The sequence below is a fragment of the Sphingopyxis witflariensis genome, assembly GCF_002205635.1.
In the GTDB taxonomy this organism is placed as follows: domain Bacteria; phylum Pseudomonadota; class Alphaproteobacteria; order Sphingomonadales; family Sphingomonadaceae; genus Sphingopyxis; species Sphingopyxis witflariensis.
In genome coordinates this window covers 240,859-258,145 of record NZ_NISJ01000001.1, presented here as the reverse complement: position 1 = coordinate 258,145, position 17,287 = coordinate 240,859, and the positions used below count along the sequence as shown (strand labels likewise).

The following is a 17,287-nucleotide window of genomic DNA, read 5'->3' as shown; positions in this document are numbered from 1 at the left end:
GGCGATAAAGCCGCCCCATGACCGATACGATCATCTCTATACTGGTGCTGACCGGTATCGTCCTGACCGGCGGTGCGGCTTTTGTTTTTCGCAAGGGTGACCGGCGCCGCGCGCTGCTGATGCTCGTCGCGGCGCTGGTGATGTTCGCCAATGTGGCGATCTGGCTGGTACCGACGAAATAGGGAAAATCCTCCCTGCCGCGTAGCGGTGGGGAGGGGGACCGTTCGCGAAGCGAATGGTGGAGGGGTTGGCGTCAGAGCCCCTCCGTCAGCGGCTGTCGCCGCTGCCACCTCCCCATGGCCGGGCCACAGGGAGGATCATTCGTCAGCGGATCGGCGAATCCGGCGCGAGCCGCATATCCAGGTAATTGTCGAGCGACTTCATCAACTGCGGCAGTTCATGTTCGAAGAAATGGTTCGCGCGCGGGATCTCGTCGTGATGGATGGTGATGCCCTTTTGCGTGCGAAGCTTGTCGACCAGCTTTTGCACCGCGCTCGGCGGGACGATTTCGTCCTGCGCGCCCGCGACGATGATGCCCGACGAAGGGCAGGGGGCCAGGAAGCTGAAGTCATACATGTTCGCCGGCGGTGCAACCGACAGGAAGCCGCGGATTTCGGGACGGCGCATCAAAAGCTGCATACCGATCCACGCGCCAAAGCTGAAGCCCGCGATCCACGTCGTCTGTGCTTCGGGATGGATCGACTGGACCCAATCGAGCGCCGACGCGGCATCGGAGAGTTCGCCAATGCCATTGTCGAACGTGCCCTGGCTGCGGCCGACGCCGCGAAAGTTGAAGCGCAGCACGGCAAAGCCGCGCGCGACGAAACTTTTGTACATCGCCTGGGTGATGCGATCGTTCATCGTGCCGCCGCCCTGTGGATGCGGGTGAAGGATCATCGCCAGCGGTGCACGCGGGCGCGGCGGCGGCGAGAAGCGGCCTTCGAGGCGGCCTTCGGGGCCGGTGAAAATGACGTCGGGCATGGGAGCACCTCTTATATTTTGGCTGACCGCCGAATCGCCGGGCTTGGCAGGGTGGCGGAGCGAAGGCGCGGCCTATATAGAAATTGCGTAGCAAGTTGCAACTTTTGCGAATCGCTCGCAATAAGGACCGTCTCTCTCCATGATTTACTTCGACTATCAGGCCACCACGCCGCTCGCTCCCGAAGCGCGTGAGACGATGCTGCGCTGGATGGGTAATGAGGGCGATAGTTTCGCCAACCCGTCGAGCACCCACAAGGCGGGCCGCGCCGCGGCGGCGGCGGTGGAGGTCGCGCGCGATCAGGTCGCGGCGCTGCTTCCCAAGGGAGGGCGTGTTTTCTTCACGTCGGGGGCGACAGAGGCGCTCAACTGGGCGCTGCTGCGCGGCGCCGAGGCGATGCCGGGCGGCGTCGCGGGGCTCAGCATTGAACATGCAGCGTCGCTCCAATGCCTCGAAAAGCTGAATGCCAATATCCTGCCGGTCGATGCGGAGGGGGTGGCGTTATCGCCTGACGACGCGCTGATCCCTGAAAAAGGCATTGTCGCGGTGATGCTGGTGAACAATGAGGTCGGTACGATCCAACCTGTCGCCGATTTCGCTGCCGCCGCGCATGCGAAGAGCAGCCTGCTGCTCTGCGACGCGGTGCAGGGCTATGGCCGCGTCGCGATCCCCGGCAGCGCCGATCTGATCGCGATCTCGGCCCACAAGATCCATGGGCCTAAGGGCATTGGCGCATTATGGGTGAAGGATGGCGTCGACCTGCCGCCCTTCATGCTCGGCGGCGCACAGGAGCAGGGGATGCGCTCGGGCACCGTCTCGCCCGCGCTCTGCGCCGGCTTCGGCGCCGCGGCGGCGCTGGCGGCCGAGCGCTTCGAGAAAGACGCCGAACATGTCGAGCGGCTGTGGTCGCTCGCCTTGGACATGCTCCCGGAATGGACGCTCAACGGCGCCGCGAACTCACGCTATCACGGCAATCTCAATGTTCGGCGCGAGGGCGTAAACGGGCTGCGCCTGATGTCCGACGCGCGCGATGTCGCCTTTTCGCTCGGCAGCGCGTGCGGCAGCGGGTCGGGCAAGGTCAGCCATGTGCTGCGCGCGATGGGTGTCAGCGAAACCGATGCGCGCGCCTCGATCCGTCTCGGCTGGGGGCGCTATACGTCCGAAACAGCATTGCGCGACGGGTTGAACGCGATCAGGCAGGCCGCACGTTTGCAGGGAGTGAATTGATGCGCGTCACCTTCGTACACGCCGACGGCAAGGGCCGCACCGAAGTCGAGGCCGAGCCGGGCAGCATCCTGCTCGATGTCGCGCAGGCGCATCTGATGCCGCTCGAAGGGACGTGTGAGGGCCAGATGGCCTGCTCGACCTGCCATGTCATCGTCGCCAAAGAGGATTTCGATCGCCTGCCGCCCGCGAGTGAGATGGAGGAGGATATGCTCGATCTTGCCGCCGGGGTGCGCCGGACAAGCCGCCTGTCGTGCCAGATATCGCTGACCGCGGAAATGGGCGCACTGACCGTGCATATCCCTTCGGAGAGCCGAAACATGCAGGGGCCGCGCTGATGAAGAAGATGTTTGCTGTCGCTGCGCTGTTGGCTGTTGCAGCCTGCGCGACATCGCCCGAAGTCGGCCCGCGTGAACCAACGGGCGATAGCGTCATCCTTTTCAAACAGATTGCGGAGATTGAAAAGCGCAGCGGCGGCCGGCTGGGCGTGGCAGTGACCGATAGCCAAGGCGATCTGCTCTTCGGCCACCGCGCCGACGAACGTTTTGCCATGTGCTCGACCTTCAAACTGCTGCTCGCCGGACAGGTGCTCGAACGCGCCGCCGATGGCGTCTCGCTGCGCACTCCGTTGTCCTTCACCCGCGCCGACCTGATTGCCCATTCGCCGGGGACGGAAAAATTGCTCGGCGCCGACGGCAAGGGCGAGCAACGGCTGGGCGCCGCCGCACGCGATGCGGTGGTACTCAGCGACAATGCTGCGGCGAACCTGATCCTGACGCAAATGGGCGGCCCGGCCGTTTTTACCGCAGCGCTCCGCGGGGCGGGTGATGATGTGACGCGGCTCGACCGGATCGAACCCGAGCTCAACGAAAACGCCCCCGGCGACCCGCGCGACACGAGCAGTCCCGCGGCGATGGCCAAAAGCGCCGCCGCCTATGTGTATGGCAATCGGTTGACGGGCGACTATCGCAAACAATTGCGCGACTGGCTGATCGAAAGCGAGACGGGCCTCGCGCGCATTCGCGGCGGGCTGCCCACTGGCTGGCTGTCCGGCGACAAGACCGGGACGTGCGGCACCGCCTATAATGACGTCGCGTTCGTCGAGGAGCCTGGCGGCGCCAAATATATGATTGCCGTCTATCTCGATCGGCCGGCGGTTAAGGGCGACGCCGCCAACGCTGCGATTGCCGATGTCGCGCGCGCGGTGGCCAGGGATTTGCCCTGACCGCACCGCGCTTGCATTTCGCCTTCACCCCCGCCATATGCGCCCCGGGAGTCGGGCGGACGCAGTCTTCGCCAACCCGGTCAGGTCCGGAAGGAAGCAGCCGCAACGAATTCGCTGCGGGTCGTTCCGGCTCCCACCCTCACCACATTTCGCTATCGCGGCCCAGTTTGCGGTCGCGTTTATACGCGGGGCGGAGGCGCCCGATTGATCGGAGCCGTCGATGCGGGAGTCGCGTCGCGAATTTTCCCAACTCGAAGGCCTCATCGTCATAGCCCAGACGCGCCGCGCGGCGCAGCCAGCGACGGTAGCCCTGCAGGTCGTTGGACGCGAAACAGTTCATCGCCATATGCTGAGCCGCCAATGCGCTGCGGTTGCGCCACGCTTTGCGGTACCAATAGGCGGCAAAGGCGGGATGCGTGCAGGGGCCCTTGTCCTTCAAGAAATTGCACGCCAGCAAGGCTTGTCCGTTGCTGTGATTTCGAACCGCGAGAGCGCGGAATATCGGTTGGCAAAAGCCGGGGGCAAGACCGTCCATGATACGCACTGCGCGGTCATAAAGTCCGTCGAGTTTTTCCTGATCGCGAAACATCGCAGTGGGATGCATCTTGCTTTCGACAAAGGCAAGTCGACCCCCTAAGACGGGGCCCATGAGCGATTCCGCCGACGACGAACCCACGATGCTGGGAATGGACCTGCCCGATGCCGCGCCGCAGCCGTCTAGCGGCCCGTACCGCGTCCTCGCCCGCAAATACCGCCCGCAAACCTTTGCCGAACTCATCGGACAGGACGCGATGGTGCGCACGCTGGGCAATGCGATCGCGCGCGACCGGCTGGCGCACGCCTTTCTGATGACCGGGGTGCGCGGGGTCGGCAAGACGTCGACCGCGCGCCTGATCGCCAAGGCGCTTAACTGCATCGGGCCGGACGGGCAGGGCGGGCCGACGATCGATCCGTGCGGGGTGTGCGAACCGTGCCGTGCGATCACCGAAGGACGCCATATTGACGTCATCGAAATGGACGCCGCGTCGAACACCGGCGTCGATGACGTGCGCGAGATTATCGAGGCGGTGCGTTATGCCGCCGTGTCGGCGCGCTACAAAATCTATATCATCGACGAAGTGCACATGTTGTCGCGTAACGCCTTCAATGCGCTTCTGAAAACGCTCGAAGAGCCGCCGCCGCACGTCAAATTCCTGTTCGCGACCACCGAGGTTAACAAGGTGCCGGTGACGGTGCTGTCGCGCTGTCAGCGTTTCGACCTTCGTCGCATCACCCCCGACATGCTGTTCGCGCATTTTAGCGCGATCCTGCAAAAGGAAGGCGTCGAGGCCGAGGCGCCCGCAATCTGGCTGATCGCCAATGCCGCCGAGGGATCTGTGCGCGACGGCCTCTCGATCCTCGACCAGGCGATTGCGCACGCCGATCTCGATGGCGGCGGGAAAGTCAGCGCCGATCAGGTGCGCGCGATGCTCGGCCTGTCCGATCGTTCGTCGATTGCGCAGCTGATGGCGACGATATTGGAAGGCGACGCCGGCGCCGCGATCGACCTAGCCCGCGCGCAATATGCGCTGGGAATCGAACCCGTCGCGATGGTCCGCGGACTGATGGACCTCACGCATGCCGTGACGCTCGCCAAAGTGTCGCGCCACGACGATCCCGCACTGGCCGAGGCGGATCGCGAACGCATCGGCGAATGGGCGAAAAAGCTGGGCTTCGCACCGCTCAATCGCCTTTGGCAGCTGTTGCTCAAGGGGCATGACGAGGTGCTGCGCGCGAACAATCCGCTCGAGCATCTGGAAATGCTGTTGCTGCGCGTCATCTATGCCGCATCGATGCCCGACCCGGGCGAGTTGGCGAAGCTGCTCCAGTCGGGCGGGGTGCCGATGGCGATGGCCGCGATGCCCGCGCCGACCGGCGGGCAGGGCGATACAGTCTCCACTATCACCGCAGCGCCGCCACCCGTCGAAGCTGAAGTGGCTGCGCCTGCCCGCGCCGAGCCACCTGCCTCGGCGCTCACTGTCGCGCAAATTCATCAGCTACTCGAAAGTACGGGAAATCATCGGCTTGCGGTCGATGTTTATGATCATATGCGAATCGTCGAGCTGGAACCGGGAAGTCTTGTCTTCGCGCCGGTGCCGGCGCTCGACGGAAGTTTCGCCCGCGACCTTGGCGACGCGTTGCTTACCGCAACGGGCAGCCGCTGGCACGTCCGCGCGGGCGATGGCAAGGCGCGCCCGAGTCTGAAGGATGTTCAGGACGCCAAGGGCGCGGACAATGATCAGCGCATCCGCGAATTGCCCGTGGTGAAGGCCGCTTTGGCAGCTTTTCCCGACGCAACGCTTGTCGAAGGCGACGACACACGTCATAAGTCCGCGCCATGAAATCGATCGAAGACATGATGAAGGCGGCTCAGGAAGCCGCCGCGACCGTTCAGGCCCAGATGCAGGAGGCGCAGGCAAAGCTCGACAGCATCGAGGTTGAAGGCGTTTCGGGTGGCGGTCTGGTGCGGATTCGCGCCAGCGCCAAGGGTCGGATCAAGGCGATCGCGATCGACGACAGTCTGATGGTCCCCGCCGACAAGCAGATGCTCGAAGACCTGCTCGCCGCTGCGTTCAATGATGCGCGTGAAAAGGCAGACCAGGTCAGCAACGAAGAAATGGGCAAGATGACCAGCGGCCTGCCGCTGCCCCCGGGCTTTAAATTGCCTTTCTGATCGGGTCCTTCTCATATTCTTCGGAGATGAGAACAGTCGTGATCCCCGCCGCCATTCAGCATTGCGACATTGAATGCGCGGCAGGTTACGCCATATTAGACAAGATGACCCTATAAGAAGGGCGGCGCGTCCGGTGCGGACGCCTGCCCAGGAGCTGTAATGACGCAATCTTTTCCTCTGCTGCCGCTGCGCGACATCGTCGTTTTCCCGCACATGATCGTGCCGCTGTTCGTCGGCCGCGACCGTTCGGTCGCCGCGCTCGAAACGGCGATGGAATCCGACAAGGAAATCTTCCTCGTCGCCCAGCTCGATCCGGGCGAAGATGATCCGCAGCGCGACGATCTTTATGATGTGGGCGTGATCGCGACCGTTTTGCAGCTTCTCAAGCTGCCCGATGGCACCGTGCGTGTGCTCGTCGAGGGCAAGGAGCGCGCGAAGCTGGTTGCGCTCCAGACCGAAGACAAGACGGTGATGGCGAGCGTGAAGGCGATTGCCGACAGCGCCGACGATAGCGTCGATACCGCGGCGCTGATGCGTTCGGTCGTCGATCAGTTTGAAAATTACGCCAAGCTCAACAAGAAGATGCCTGCCGAAACCGCGGTGCAGCTGTCGCAGATCGACGACGCTTCGCGCCTCGCCGATTCGGTTGCCGGCAATCTCAATATCAAGGTATCTGACAAGCAGGCCCTGCTCGTTGAAGGTGCGCCGGCCAAGCGGCTGGAGATGGTCTTTGCCTTCATGGAAGGCGAGCTCGGCGTGCTGCAGGTCGAAAAGAAGATCCGCGGCCGCGTGAAGCGCCAGATGGAAAAGAGCCAGCGCGAATATTATCTCAATGAGCAGCTGAAGGCGATTCAGCGCGAACTCGGCAATGACAATGGCGAGGGCGGCGACGATCTGGCCGAACTCGCGGCCAAAATCGATAGCATGAAGCTGTCGAAGGAAGCCAAGGCGAAGGCGCAGGCGGAGCTCAAGAAGCTGCGCGGCATGGCGCCTATGTCGGCCGAGGCGACCGTGGTGCGCAACTATCTCGACACGCTGCTCGGCCTGCCGTGGGGCAAGAAGTCGAAGCTCAAGAAAGACCTCGCTGTTGCGCAGGCCGTGCTCGATGACGACCATTACGCGCTCGAAAAGGTCAAGGACCGGATCGTCGAATATCTGGCGGTCCAGGCGCGCACCAACAAGCTGAAGGGCCCGATCCTGTGCCTCGTCGGGCCTCCGGGCGTCGGCAAGACCAGCCTCGGCAAGTCGATCGCCAAGGCGACGGGGCGCGAGTTCATCCGCCAGTCGCTGGGCGGCGTGCGCGACGAGGCCGAAATTCGCGGTCACCGCCGCACCTATATCGGCTCGCTGCCGGGCAAGATCGTGACGAACCTCAAAAAGGCCGGCACGATGAACCCGCTGTTCCTGCTCGACGAGATCGACAAGCTGGGTCAGGATTTCCGCGGCGATCCGGCGTCGGCGCTGCTCGAAGTGCTCGACCCCGAACAGAATGGCAAATTCCAGGACCATTATCTGGAGGTCGACGTCGACCTGTCGGACATCATGTTCGTCACCACCGCCAACTCGCTGAACCTGCCGCAGGCGCTGCTCGACCGGATGGAGATCATCCGGCTCGAAGGTTACACCGAGGATGAGAAGGTCGAGATCGCCAAGCTCCACCTGATTGCCAAGCAGATCGAGGCGCATGGGCTGAAGGAGGGCGAGTTCGAACTGACCGAAGAGGCGCTGCGCGACCTGATCCGTTATTACACCCGCGAGGCCGGCGTGCGAACGCTGGAGCGCGAGATCGCCAAGCTCGCCCGCAAGGCGCTCCGCCGTATCCTCGAAGGCAAGATGGAAAGCGTCATCGTGACGCCCGACAATCTCGCCGACTATTCGGGCGTGCGCAAATATCGCCACGGCATGGGCGACCTTGAGGATCAGATCGGCGCCGTCACCGGCCTCGCCTGGACCGAAGTCGGCGGCGAATTGCTGACGATCGAGGCGGTTACCGTGACCGGAAAGGGTCAGATTCGCACCACCGGCAAGCTCGGCGAAGTGATGACCGAATCGGTGCAGGCCGCGCTGTCGTTCGTGAAGGCGCGCGCGCCCAGCTATGGCATCAAGCCCAGCCTGTTCGCGCGCAAGGATATCCACATCCATCTGCCCGAAGGCGCCGTCCCCAAGGATGGCCCTTCGGCGGGTGTCGGCATGGTGACCGCGATGATTTCGACGCTGACCGGGATTGCGGTGCGCCGCGATGTCGCGATGACCGGCGAGGTTACGCTGCGCGGCCGCGTGCTGGCGATCGGCGGGCTCAAGGAAAAGCTTCTCGCGGCGCTGCGCGGCGGGATCACGACCGTTCTCATTCCCGAAGAGAATGAGAAAGATCTGGTCGAAATTCCGGCGAACATCACCAGCGGGCTGAAGATCATTCCAGTGAGTCACGTCGATCAAGTATTGGCCGAAGCATTGGTGTCGCCGGTGGTTCCGATCGAGTGGACCGAGGCCGACGAACTCGCCGTATCGCCGCCAATCGCACCCGAAACGACGATTCGGCACTGACCCAAAAGGCTTTGGGCCGGTGCCGCGTCGGCTTTTCGTCGCAAAATCGTCATTTTATGCCGTTTTGCGCCATTTTTTGCTTTGACAAGGTGGGGCGAAAAAGCGTTAGTGACGCGCCATGGCACGGCCATGAATCACTCATTCAACCATAATAGGGGTTCCTTAGGCATGAACAAACAAGACCTGATCGCCACCGTCGCTGACTCGAGCGGCCTGACCAAGGCTGATGCAAGCAAGGCGGTTGAAGCCGTTTTCGACGCAATCACCGCGTCGCTGAAGAAGGGCGGCGAAGTCCGTCTCGTCGGCTTCGGGACGTTCTCGGTCAGCCAGCGCAAGGCATCGACCGGTCGCAACCCGCGCACCGGCGAAACGATGACCATCGCTGCGTCAAACCAGCCCAAGTTCAAGGCCGGCAAGGCCCTGAAGGACGCCTGCAACTAATTGCAGGCGCCTTTTGGTGAAAAACATTTCGGGCCGCGACGAAAGTCGTGGCCCGTTTTGTATCTGCTCTCGCTTCGGGTGCAAAAGCCCGTTGCAATCACCGCCGCAGCGGCTATGGACGTCCAACTTTCGAAGGTTGCTGGTTCAGCGATATCCGAAAGGGCGCGTAGCTCAGTGGTAGAGCACACCCTTCACACGGGTGGGGTCGCAGGTTCAATCCCTGCCGCGCCCACCATGGTCCATGTGATGAAACCCCGGCTGACCGGGTCATTCATCGCCTATTCAATGCATTGGCATTAGGGTCCCGGGCATGATCCGCATTTTCACCATATCGCTCCTTTCCGCTCTGCTGCTTTCAGCGGGCGTTCCGGTTGCAGCACGCGGAGACCGCGACCAGAATAACCTGCGCGACGCGGCGGCGCAGGGGCAGGTGATCCCCCTCAATCGGCTGGTCGCCGAGGTGCGATCGCGCGCGCCCTATAATGAGATGACCTATTTGGGTGGGCCACAGTTCGATGCGCAGCGGATGATCTACGCCCTCAAATTCATGGATGGCAGCCAGGTCGTCGTCGTCTATGTTGACGCCCGCAGCGGCCGGATCGTCGGCCGCAAGCCCTGACACTCCCCAGCATGGACGTTTCTGCGCAACGACATTTTGCGATGATCGTCCGGACTTGATACATAGTCGAAACATGGCGGCCGGCCCTTGGGCTGACCGTATAGGAAAGGTGCCCGAATGCGGATTTTGATTGTCGAAGACGAGCCCACGCTGGGTCCGCAGCTCAAGGCAACGCTGGAGGGGGCGGGCTATGCCGTCGATCTCGCGACCGATGGCGAGGACGGCCATTTCCTCGGTGCGACCGAAAATTACGACGCCGCGATCCTCGATCTCGGGCTGCCCGAGATCGACGGCCTGACGGTGCTCGACCGCTGGCGCCGCGAAAAGCGCAATTTCCCGGTGCTCGTCCTGACCGCGCGCGATAGCTGGTCGGACAAGGTCGCTGGCCTCGACGCCGGCGCCGACGATTATCTGGCCAAACCATTCCAGACCGAGGAATTGATTGCCCGCCTGCGCGCTCTGATCCGCCGCGCCGCGGGCAATGCGTCGAGCGAGTTGATTGCGGGCGACGTGCGCCTCGACACCCGCTCGGGCCGCGTCACGCTTGCGGGCGAACCGGTCAAGCTGACCGCGCAGGAATATAAGCTCCTGTCCTATCTGCTCCACCACAAGGGCAAGGTCGTGTCGCGGACCGAGTTGATCGAGCATATTTACGATCAGGACTTCGATCGTGATTCGAACACGATCGAGGTGTTCGTGACGCGCATCCGCAAGAAACTGGGCGCCGACATCATCACGACCATCCGCGGCCTCGGGTACCAGCTCGACGATCCGCAGGGTTGAGTTCGCCGGGCATCTCCGACGCAGAGGTCGCCCCGGCGGACATCGGTGATCCGGCGGAGGCGGCCCGACCCGCCGCGCTGACGAGCCGGATCACCGGCTCGCTCGCGCGGCGCATGATCGCGATCGCGACCTTGTGGATTTCGGTGCTGCTGATCGGCGGGGGCTTCGCGCTCGACCGCGTGCTGACCGACTCGCTCGCGCGCAATTTCGATTCGGGCCTCGAATATGTGCTACGGGCGATGATCCGCTCTTCCGAAATCGGCCCCGATGGGGAGGTTCGGTTGATCGAGCCGCTGGGCGACCAGCGTTTCCTCGAACCCTATAGCGGCCTTTACTGGCAGATCAGCGGTGGCGAGCAGGAGCCCTATCGCTCGCGCTCGCTGTGGGAACGCAGCCTGCGCGTCGATAAGGGGCATGTCGATGACCAGCTTCACAGCTATGACAGCCGTCAATTCCCCGACGAGGAATTGCGTGTGCTCGAACGCAATGTCCTGTTGCCCGGCAGCAAGGTCAGCTGGCATTTCCAGATCGCTCAGTCGCGTGAAGCGCTCGATGTCCAGATCAGGGCGGTGCGTGGAACGCTGATCCCCGGTCTTGTCCTGCTCGGTGTCGGGCTGATCGTTCTTGCGGCGCTCCAGACCTTTTACGGCCTCTGGCCGCTCCGTCATATCCGCCGCGCGATCGCCGCGATGCGCGGTGGGCAGCAGGGCCGTGTCACCGCGCCATTTCCGCTTGAGGTGCAGCCGATGGTTGACGAACTCAACGCGTTGCTGGCGCACAATGAGAAGCAGGCGGAGGAGGCGCGGCTCCATGCCGGCAATCTCGCCCATGCGCTGAAGACGCCGCTCACCGTGCTGGTCAACAGCGCGACCAGCTCGAATTCGGAACTCGCCGAAACCGTGCGCCGCGAGGCTGCGACGATGCAGCGCCAGGTCGACCATCACCTCGCCCGCGCGCGCGCCGTCGGACGCCGCGGCGCCGCGCAGGCGCGGGCGGTCGTGTGGGACAGCGTGGGCAGCGTCTCGCGCGCGGTCGCGGCGCTCTATCCCGACGTGCGGCTCGATGCGACCGGCGACAAGACGCTGGTCGCGCGGGTCGAGCGGCAGGACTTGGACGAACTGGTCGGAAACCTGCTCGAAAATGCCGCCAAATATGGCGGCGGCAGCATCTTTGTGACGATCCAGCGCGACGGAAATATGGCCGAAATTCTCGTCGAAGACGACGGCCCCGGCATTTCACCCGCCGACCGGGTCCGCGTCATCGATCGCGGCGTGCGCCTCGACAGCGGCAAACCCGGCACCGGCCTCGGCCTCGCGATCGTCCGCGACGTAGCCGAAATCTACGGCGGCAGCCTTGCGCTCGAAGAGAGCGAGGATCTGGGCGGGGTGCTGGTGCGGCTGAGATTGCCGGCGGGGTAGGGCGTTAGCTCCTCAACCGTCGTCACCCCGGACTCGATCCGGGGTCCAGAAGGCGAGGGTCGCCATGGATCCCGGATCAAGTCCGGGATGACGAAGAGAGAATGTCTGAATTGGGGTGGGAAGCTGACATGAAGATCCTCCCTGTCGCGAAGCGATGGGGAGGGGGATCGCCGCCGCAGGCGGTGGTGGAGGGGCAGCGACGGTGCGCCATGGCCCCTCCGTCAGCCCTTCGGGCTGCCACCTCCCCATGCCTGCGGCACAGGGAGGATCGAAAGGCGACAACTAGGTCGTTTCCCGCCATGCGAGCGCATTATGCGCTTCGTAGCTTAGGCCGCCGTAACTTCCAACCCGCGTTGCACCGCCGGTCGTGCGAGGCCCACATCCAGCCAGCGTGCGACATGCGCGAACCGATCGAACCCGACAACCTCGCGCGCTTCGTAAAAGCCGATCAGATTGCGGACCCAGCCGAGCAGTGAAATATCGGCGATGCTGTAGTCGTCGCCCATCACCCAAGCCCGCTGCGCCAGCCGGTGATCCAGAACACCCAGAAGCCGCGCCGATTCCGCCGCATATCGATCGCGCGGACGCTTGTCCTCGATCTCGCGGCCCGCGAATTTGTGGAAGAAGCCAAGTTGGCCGAACATCGGTCCGACCCCGCCCATCTGCCACATCACCCACTGGATCGTCTCATAGCGCGTGTTCGGATCGGCCGACAGAAGCTGCCCCGTTTTGTCGGCCAGATAGATCAGGATCGCGCCCGATTCGAACAGCGCCAGCGGCGTGCCGCTCGGACCATCGGGATCATAGATCGCCGGAATCTTGCCATTGGGGTTCAGTGCGAGAAAGGCCGGGTCGTGGCTCTCATCCGCCATGATGTCGATGCGGTGTGCTTCATAGGGCAGGCCACATTCCTCCAGCATGATGCCGACCTTCACCCCGTTGGGCGTCGGCGCCGAAAACAGCTGGAGCCGGTCAGGATGCTGGGCGGGCCAGCGGGCAAAGACCGGATGCTCGCTCATACCGCGCTGTCCTGTTTCGCCTGCTGGTGATGGCGGATCACCTCTTCGATAATGAAGCGCAGGAATTTTTCGCTGAATTCGGGGTCGAGGTTGGCTTCGCGCGCCAGATTGCGCAGCCGTTCGATCTGGCGCGCCTCGCGGTCGGGGTCGGCGGCGGGCAGGTCGATCGTTGCCTTCAACTCGCCGACCGCCTTGGTCACCTTGAACCGTTCGGCGAGCATATAGACGAGCGCGGCGTCGATATTGTCGATGCTTTGACGGTAACGGCTCAACTGGTCGTCCATGCGCGGCTCCTCTTCGTGCCGGGCACGCTTGGCACTGGCGGGGGGCTGCTGGCAAGCCGAAAGTCATTGCAAAATCACCCCCACACGGCCAAGGGTCGCCGCGTCATGACTGCCGAAATTCACCAGCTTCATGGGGAAAACCCACCCTCGCTCGACCCGATGATGGCGCTCGTCGCCGCCGATATGAACGAGGTCAATTCGGTCATCCTCGACCGGATGCAGTCCGAAGTCCCGCTGATCCCCGAACTCGCGGGTCATTTGATTGCCGGCGGCGGCAAGCGGATGCGGCCGATGCTGACGCTGGCTTGCGGGAAATTGCTCGACTATCCGGGGCGCCGCCATTGCAAATTGGCCGCTGCGGTCGAATTCATCCACACCGCGACCCTGCTCCACGACGATGTTGTCGATGGTTCGGGCCTTCGTCGCGGCCGCAAGACCGCGAACGTCATCTGGGGCAACAGTGCCTCGGTTCTTGTCGGCGATTTCCTGTTCGCCCGCGCTTTCGAAGTGATGGTCGAGGATGGATCGCTGAAGGTTCTCAAAATTCTCTCCCACGCCTCGGCGGTGATCGCGGAGGGTGAGGTCAATCAGCTTTCGGCGCAGCGCCGGATCGAGACGAGCGAAGACCAGTATCTCGCGATCATCAACGCCAAGACCGCCGAACTGTTCGCCGCCGCGTGCAAGATCGCCGCGGTCGTCGCCGAGCGCGACGAGGCGACCGAGGCCGCGCTCGACACCTATGGCCGCAACCTGGGCATCGCTTTCCAGCTTGTCGACGATGCGATCGACTATGTCTCCGACGCCGAAACCATGGGCAAGGGGGTCGGCGACGACTTCCGCGACGGCAAGGTCACCTTGCCCGTCATCCTCGCCTATGCGCGCGGGACGGCGGAAGAACGCGAATTCTGGAAGCTGGCGATCACCGGCCACCGCACCTCGGATGAAGATCTGACGCACGCCACCAGTCTGCTCCACAAGCATGGCACGATCACCGACACGCTGACCCGCGCGCGCCATTATGGCCAGCGCGCGGTCGACGCGATCGGCGGTTTCCGTGCCAGCCAGGCCAAGTCGGCGCTGACCGAGGCGGTCGCCTTCGCGGTCGCCCGCGCCTATTGAGGAGCGCGCGGTGGCGATGGGAATGGGCCCTGCGGCAGACAATCCCGACGCCTATATCGCGGCACTTTCCGGCTGGCAGCGGGAGCGCGCCGAAATGATGCGCGCGGCGATCATGGGCGCCGCTCCCTTCGAAGAGACGATCAAATGGACCAACCTCGTCTTCATGGCTTATGGTCCGTGCATCCTGATCCGTGCTGAGGAACATCGCGTCCTGCTCGGCTTCTGGCGCGGCAAGCGGCTGCGCGAGCTCGAACCGCGGATCAAGGCGAGCGGTAAATATGAACTGGGCAATCTGGAGATGACCGAGGCGACCGAGGTCACACCCGATATCGTCGCGACGCTCGCCGCCGAAGCTTTCCGCCTCAACGCCGAACTCGGCAATCCTGCGGCGCGACCATGATGCAGACGCTGCCGATCGACGTCGTGCTGCCCGATATCATGGCGGCGCTGCTACTCAAGCCCAACGCCGTCGTCGTCGCACCGCCCGGTGCGGGCAAGACGACGCGCGTTGCGCCCGCGCTGCTCGATCAGCCCTGGTGCAAGGGCGCGGTGTGGCTGCTCTCGCCCCGGCGCCTCGCCGCGCGCGCCGCCGCCGAGCGGATCGCCGAGGAGATGGGCGAGGTGGTCGGCGGGATCGTCGGCTATGCGACGCGCCTCGACAGCAAGCAGTCGGCGAAGACGCGGCTGCTGGTGATGACCCCCGGCCTGTTCCGCAACCGCATTCTCGCCGATCCCGAGCTTGCCGGCGTGTCGGCGGTGCTGTTCGACGAGGTCCATGAACGCAGCCTCGACGGCGACTTCGCGCTCGCGCTGGCGATCGATGCCCAGCAGGGACTGCGCGACGAACTGCGGCTGATCGCGATGTCGGCGACGCTCGACGGCGCGCGCTTCGGGGCGCTGCTCGGTGACGCTCCGGTGCTGAAGAGCGAGGGCAAGATCTGGCCGCTCGAACTCCGCCACATCGGCCGCCGCGCCGAGGAACGGCTGGAGGCGTCGGTGCTCGCCGCAGTCCGGCAGGCGCTCGCCGACGAACCCGCGGGCGACATGCTCACCTTCCTGCCCGGCGCCGCCGATATCGACCGCGCGGCGACGGCGGTCGAGGATGCGCGCCTGCCACTGGTCGTCCACCGCCTGCACGGGCAGATTGACCCGGCGCTGCAGCGCAAGGCGCTCGTTCGCGATCCGGAGGGGCGCCGCAAGCTGATCCTCGCGACGAGCATCGCCGAAACCAGTCTGACGATCGAGGGCGTTCGCATTGTGATCGACGCCGGCCTGTCGCGCCGCCCGCGCTTCGACAAGGCCGCCGGCATCGCGCGGCTCGTCACCGAACGCGCGAGCCAGGCGTCGGCGACCCAGCGGGCAGGGCGCGCGGCGCGTCAGGGGCCTGGGGTTGCCTATCGCTTGTGGGAGGCCGCCGCGACGGCGGGGATGCCGCCCTTCGATCCGCCCGAAATCCACGAAAATGACCTGATGCCCGTCGTGCTCGATTGCGCGAGCTGGGGCATCATCGATCCGCGCCAGCTCGGCTGGCTCGATCCGCCGTCGCCCGCCGCGATCGCCGAAGCCAAATCGCGGTTGCAGGCGATCGGCGCGCTGGGGGCCGATGGGCGGATCACCACGAGCGGCAAAGCGCTCGCCTCGGTCCCGCTGCCGGTGCCGCTCGCGCATATGCTGATCGAGGCGGCGCGGGCAGGGGAGGCCGAGCTGGCGGCGCGGCTCGCGGTGCTGCTCACCGAAATGGGTCTTGGCGGACGCGGCGTCGATGTCGAAGCGCGGCTGGGCCGCTGGCGCGGGCAGCGGGGTGAGCGTTCCGAAGGCGCGATCCGTCTCGCGCGACGGCTCGCGGGTATCGGCGAGAGGCTGGCGACGGGAACGTCGGACACGGGCACGCGCTCGATCGGCGGCTGGATCGCCACCGCCTGGCCCGATCGTGTCGCGCGCCAGCGGGCGGGGCAACGCGGCGAATATCTGAGCGTTGGCGGCCGCGCCTATCGCATCGATCCCGTCGAGCCACTTGCGGGCAGCGAATGGCTCGCGATCGCCGACGCGCAGGGCCATGCGGCGGGGGTGCGAATCCTCAGCGCCGCGCCGATCACGCTCGCCGAGGTGGAGGCGATTTTCGGCGACCGGATTATCACCCGATCGGCGAGCAGCTATGACGCCGCCAACGACCGCGTCGATCATCGCCGCGAACGGCGGCTCGGCGCGATCGCGCTGGCGAGTGGGAAGGCGCCGCGCAGCGACGGCGCCGAGGATGATGTTGCGGTGCGGATGGCCGCAGTGCAGGGCAAGGGGCTCGGGCTGATCGACTGGGGGCCGGTGTCGCAGGCGTTGCGCCAGCGCGCGTCCTTCGCGGGCATTGATGCGTTGTCGGAGGCCGCGCTCGCCGATAGCGCCGATATGTGGCTTGCGCCTCTGCTCGCACGGTGCCGCGGCCTTCGCGATATCGGCGATGGCAGGCTGGCCGATGCGTTGATGGGGATGCTCGACTGGCCCGCGCGCCAGCGCCTCGAGAAATTCGTGCCCGCCGATTACACCACCCCGGCGGGCAGCCGCCATGCGATCGACTATGGCGCCGACGGCGGGCCGACGGTCAGCCTGCGCGTGCAGGAAATGTTCGGGCTCGCCCGCCATCCGACGATCGGCGATCCGCCGGTTCCGCTCATCCTCGCGCTGACCTCACCCGCGCACCGCCCGATTCAAACGAGCCGCGACTTGCCCTCCTTCTGGAGTGGCAGCTGGTATGAAGTCGCGAAAGAGATGCGCGGCCGCTATCCTCGGCATAGCTGGCCCGACGATCCGGCGACCGCGCGCCCGACATTGATGACAAAAGCAGCGCAGGCACGGCGCGACGCGCAATAAGCCCTCTTTCCGGGCGCGCATCGACGGGCTAAGGCGGCGGCATTGGCACAATATGAG

The 17,287-nt window shown here is 64.6% G+C and carries 18 protein-coding genes, 1 tRNA gene and 1 other RNA gene; 16 read left to right on the top strand and 4 right to left on the bottom strand.

Annotation, left to right across the window (positions count from 1 at the left end):
- Nucleotides 1-17: 17 nt before the first annotated feature.
- Nucleotides 18-182, top strand: coding sequence for a hypothetical protein (locus tag CDQ91_RS21435; RefSeq protein ID WP_164499222.1), 165 nt, complete (start codon nucleotides 18-20; stop codon nucleotides 180-182).
- A gap of 142 nt (nucleotides 183-324) precedes the next feature.
- Here CDQ91_RS21435 and CDQ91_RS01355 read toward each other — a convergent pair whose 3' ends face one another.
- Nucleotides 325-981, bottom strand: coding sequence for an alpha/beta hydrolase (locus CDQ91_RS01355; RefSeq protein WP_088470911.1), 657 nt, complete (start codon nucleotides 979-981; stop codon nucleotides 325-327).
- Nucleotides 982-1,120: 139 nt separating this feature from the next.
- Here CDQ91_RS01355 and CDQ91_RS01350 point away from each other — a divergent pair, with 139 nt between their 5' ends.
- The 4 genes from CDQ91_RS01350 to ffs all read left to right on the top strand — a co-directional run bounded on the left by CDQ91_RS01350 (nucleotide 1,121) and on the right by ffs (nucleotide 3,569).
- Nucleotides 1,121-2,206: a cysteine desulfurase family protein gene (locus tag CDQ91_RS01350; RefSeq protein WP_088470910.1), complete on the top strand. Its 1,086-nt coding sequence runs from the start codon at nucleotides 1,121-1,123 to the stop codon at nucleotides 2,204-2,206.
- A complete protein-coding gene (locus CDQ91_RS01345; protein WP_088470909.1) occupies nucleotides 2,203-2,541 on the top strand; it encodes a 2Fe-2S iron-sulfur cluster-binding protein in 339 nt (112 codons plus the stop codon). Before CDQ91_RS01350 ends, CDQ91_RS01345 begins: the two co-directional genes overlap by 4 nt.
- Nucleotides 2,541-3,428, top strand: coding sequence for a class A beta-lactamase (bla, locus tag CDQ91_RS01340; protein ID WP_088470908.1), 888 nt, complete (start codon nucleotides 2,541-2,543; stop codon nucleotides 3,426-3,428). Before CDQ91_RS01345 ends, bla begins: the two co-directional genes overlap by 1 nt.
- A gap of 43 nt (nucleotides 3,429-3,471) precedes the next feature.
- Nucleotides 3,472-3,569: signal recognition particle sRNA small type (gene ffs / locus CDQ91_RS01335), an RNA gene on the top strand.
- Here the strand turns inward: ffs and CDQ91_RS01330 are convergent.
- Complete coding sequence (locus tag CDQ91_RS01330; protein ID WP_158213585.1) at nucleotides 3,568-4,017, bottom strand: hypothetical protein; 450 nt, start codon at nucleotides 4,015-4,017, stop codon at nucleotides 3,568-3,570. The two genes, ffs and CDQ91_RS01330, sit on opposite strands and share 2 nt — an antisense overlap.
- A 58-nt stretch (nucleotides 4,018-4,075) precedes the next feature.
- Between CDQ91_RS01330 and CDQ91_RS01325 the strand changes: the two genes are divergently transcribed.
- From CDQ91_RS01325 to CDQ91_RS01290, 8 genes are all read left to right on the top strand, one after another.
- Nucleotides 4,076-5,809, top strand: coding sequence for a DNA polymerase III subunit gamma/tau (locus CDQ91_RS01325; protein ID WP_088470906.1), 1,734 nt, complete (start codon nucleotides 4,076-4,078; stop codon nucleotides 5,807-5,809).
- On the top strand, nucleotides 5,806-6,141 hold the full coding sequence (locus tag CDQ91_RS01320; RefSeq protein WP_088470905.1) for a YbaB/EbfC family nucleoid-associated protein: 336 nt from the start codon (nucleotides 5,806-5,808) through the stop codon (nucleotides 6,139-6,141). The genes CDQ91_RS01325 and CDQ91_RS01320 overlap by 4 nt, the downstream gene beginning before the upstream one ends.
- A 159-nt stretch (nucleotides 6,142-6,300) precedes the next feature.
- Nucleotides 6,301-8,685: an endopeptidase La gene (gene lon, locus CDQ91_RS01315; protein WP_088470904.1), complete on the top strand. Its 2,385-nt coding sequence runs from the start codon at nucleotides 6,301-6,303 to the stop codon at nucleotides 8,683-8,685.
- Nucleotides 8,686-8,853: 168 nt separating this feature from the next.
- The gene (locus tag CDQ91_RS01310; protein WP_088470903.1) at nucleotides 8,854-9,126 is read left to right on the top strand and encodes an HU family DNA-binding protein; all 273 of its coding nucleotides are present in this window, start codon (nucleotides 8,854-8,856) and stop codon (nucleotides 9,124-9,126) included.
- Between the two features lie 160 nt (nucleotides 9,127-9,286).
- Nucleotides 9,287-9,361, top strand: a tRNA-Val gene (locus CDQ91_RS01305).
- A gap of 75 nt (nucleotides 9,362-9,436) precedes the next feature.
- Nucleotides 9,437-9,745 carry a hypothetical protein gene (locus tag CDQ91_RS01300; RefSeq protein ID WP_088470902.1) on the top strand — a complete coding sequence of 103 codons (309 nt, stop codon included), beginning with the start codon at nucleotides 9,437-9,439 and terminating at the stop codon, nucleotides 9,743-9,745.
- 117 nt (nucleotides 9,746-9,862) lie between these two features.
- Nucleotides 9,863-10,528, top strand: coding sequence for a response regulator transcription factor (locus tag CDQ91_RS01295; protein ID WP_088470901.1), 666 nt, complete (start codon nucleotides 9,863-9,865; stop codon nucleotides 10,526-10,528).
- Between the two features lie 113 nt (nucleotides 10,529-10,641).
- Nucleotides 10,642-11,946 (top strand): sensor histidine kinase, encoded by a 1,305-nt coding sequence (locus tag CDQ91_RS01290; protein WP_088471386.1) that lies wholly within the window; start codon nucleotides 10,642-10,644, stop codon nucleotides 11,944-11,946.
- Between the two features lie 326 nt (nucleotides 11,947-12,272).
- On the opposite strand, the gene CDQ91_RS01285 is transcribed toward CDQ91_RS01290, so the two are convergent.
- Both CDQ91_RS01285 and CDQ91_RS01280 read right to left on the bottom strand, forming a co-directional pair.
- The gene (locus CDQ91_RS01285; RefSeq protein WP_088470900.1) at nucleotides 12,273-12,965 is read right to left on the bottom strand and encodes a glutathione S-transferase N-terminal domain-containing protein; all 693 of its coding nucleotides are present in this window, start codon (nucleotides 12,963-12,965) and stop codon (nucleotides 12,273-12,275) included.
- A complete protein-coding gene (locus CDQ91_RS01280; protein ID WP_088470899.1) occupies nucleotides 12,962-13,249 on the bottom strand; it encodes a chorismate mutase in 288 nt (95 codons plus the stop codon). The genes CDQ91_RS01285 and CDQ91_RS01280 overlap by 4 nt, the downstream gene beginning before the upstream one ends.
- 105 nt (nucleotides 13,250-13,354) lie before the next feature.
- Here CDQ91_RS01280 and CDQ91_RS01275 point away from each other — a divergent pair, with 105 nt between their 5' ends.
- Genes CDQ91_RS01275 through hrpB form a run of 3 tightly spaced genes read left to right on the top strand, consistent with a single transcriptional unit; the run spans nucleotide 13,355 to nucleotide 17,230 of the window.
- A complete protein-coding gene (locus tag CDQ91_RS01275; protein WP_088470898.1) occupies nucleotides 13,355-14,368 on the top strand; it encodes a polyprenyl synthetase family protein in 1,014 nt (337 codons plus the stop codon).
- A gap of 16 nt (nucleotides 14,369-14,384) precedes the next feature.
- Nucleotides 14,385-14,768 (top strand): DUF1801 domain-containing protein, encoded by a 384-nt coding sequence (locus tag CDQ91_RS01270; RefSeq protein ID WP_237245803.1) that lies wholly within the window; start codon nucleotides 14,385-14,387, stop codon nucleotides 14,766-14,768.
- Nucleotides 14,768-17,230 (top strand): ATP-dependent helicase HrpB, encoded by a 2,463-nt coding sequence (gene hrpB / locus CDQ91_RS01265; protein WP_088471385.1) that lies wholly within the window; start codon nucleotides 14,768-14,770, stop codon nucleotides 17,228-17,230. The genes CDQ91_RS01270 and hrpB overlap by 1 nt, the downstream gene beginning before the upstream one ends.
- Nucleotides 17,231-17,287: the final 57 nt, after the last annotated feature.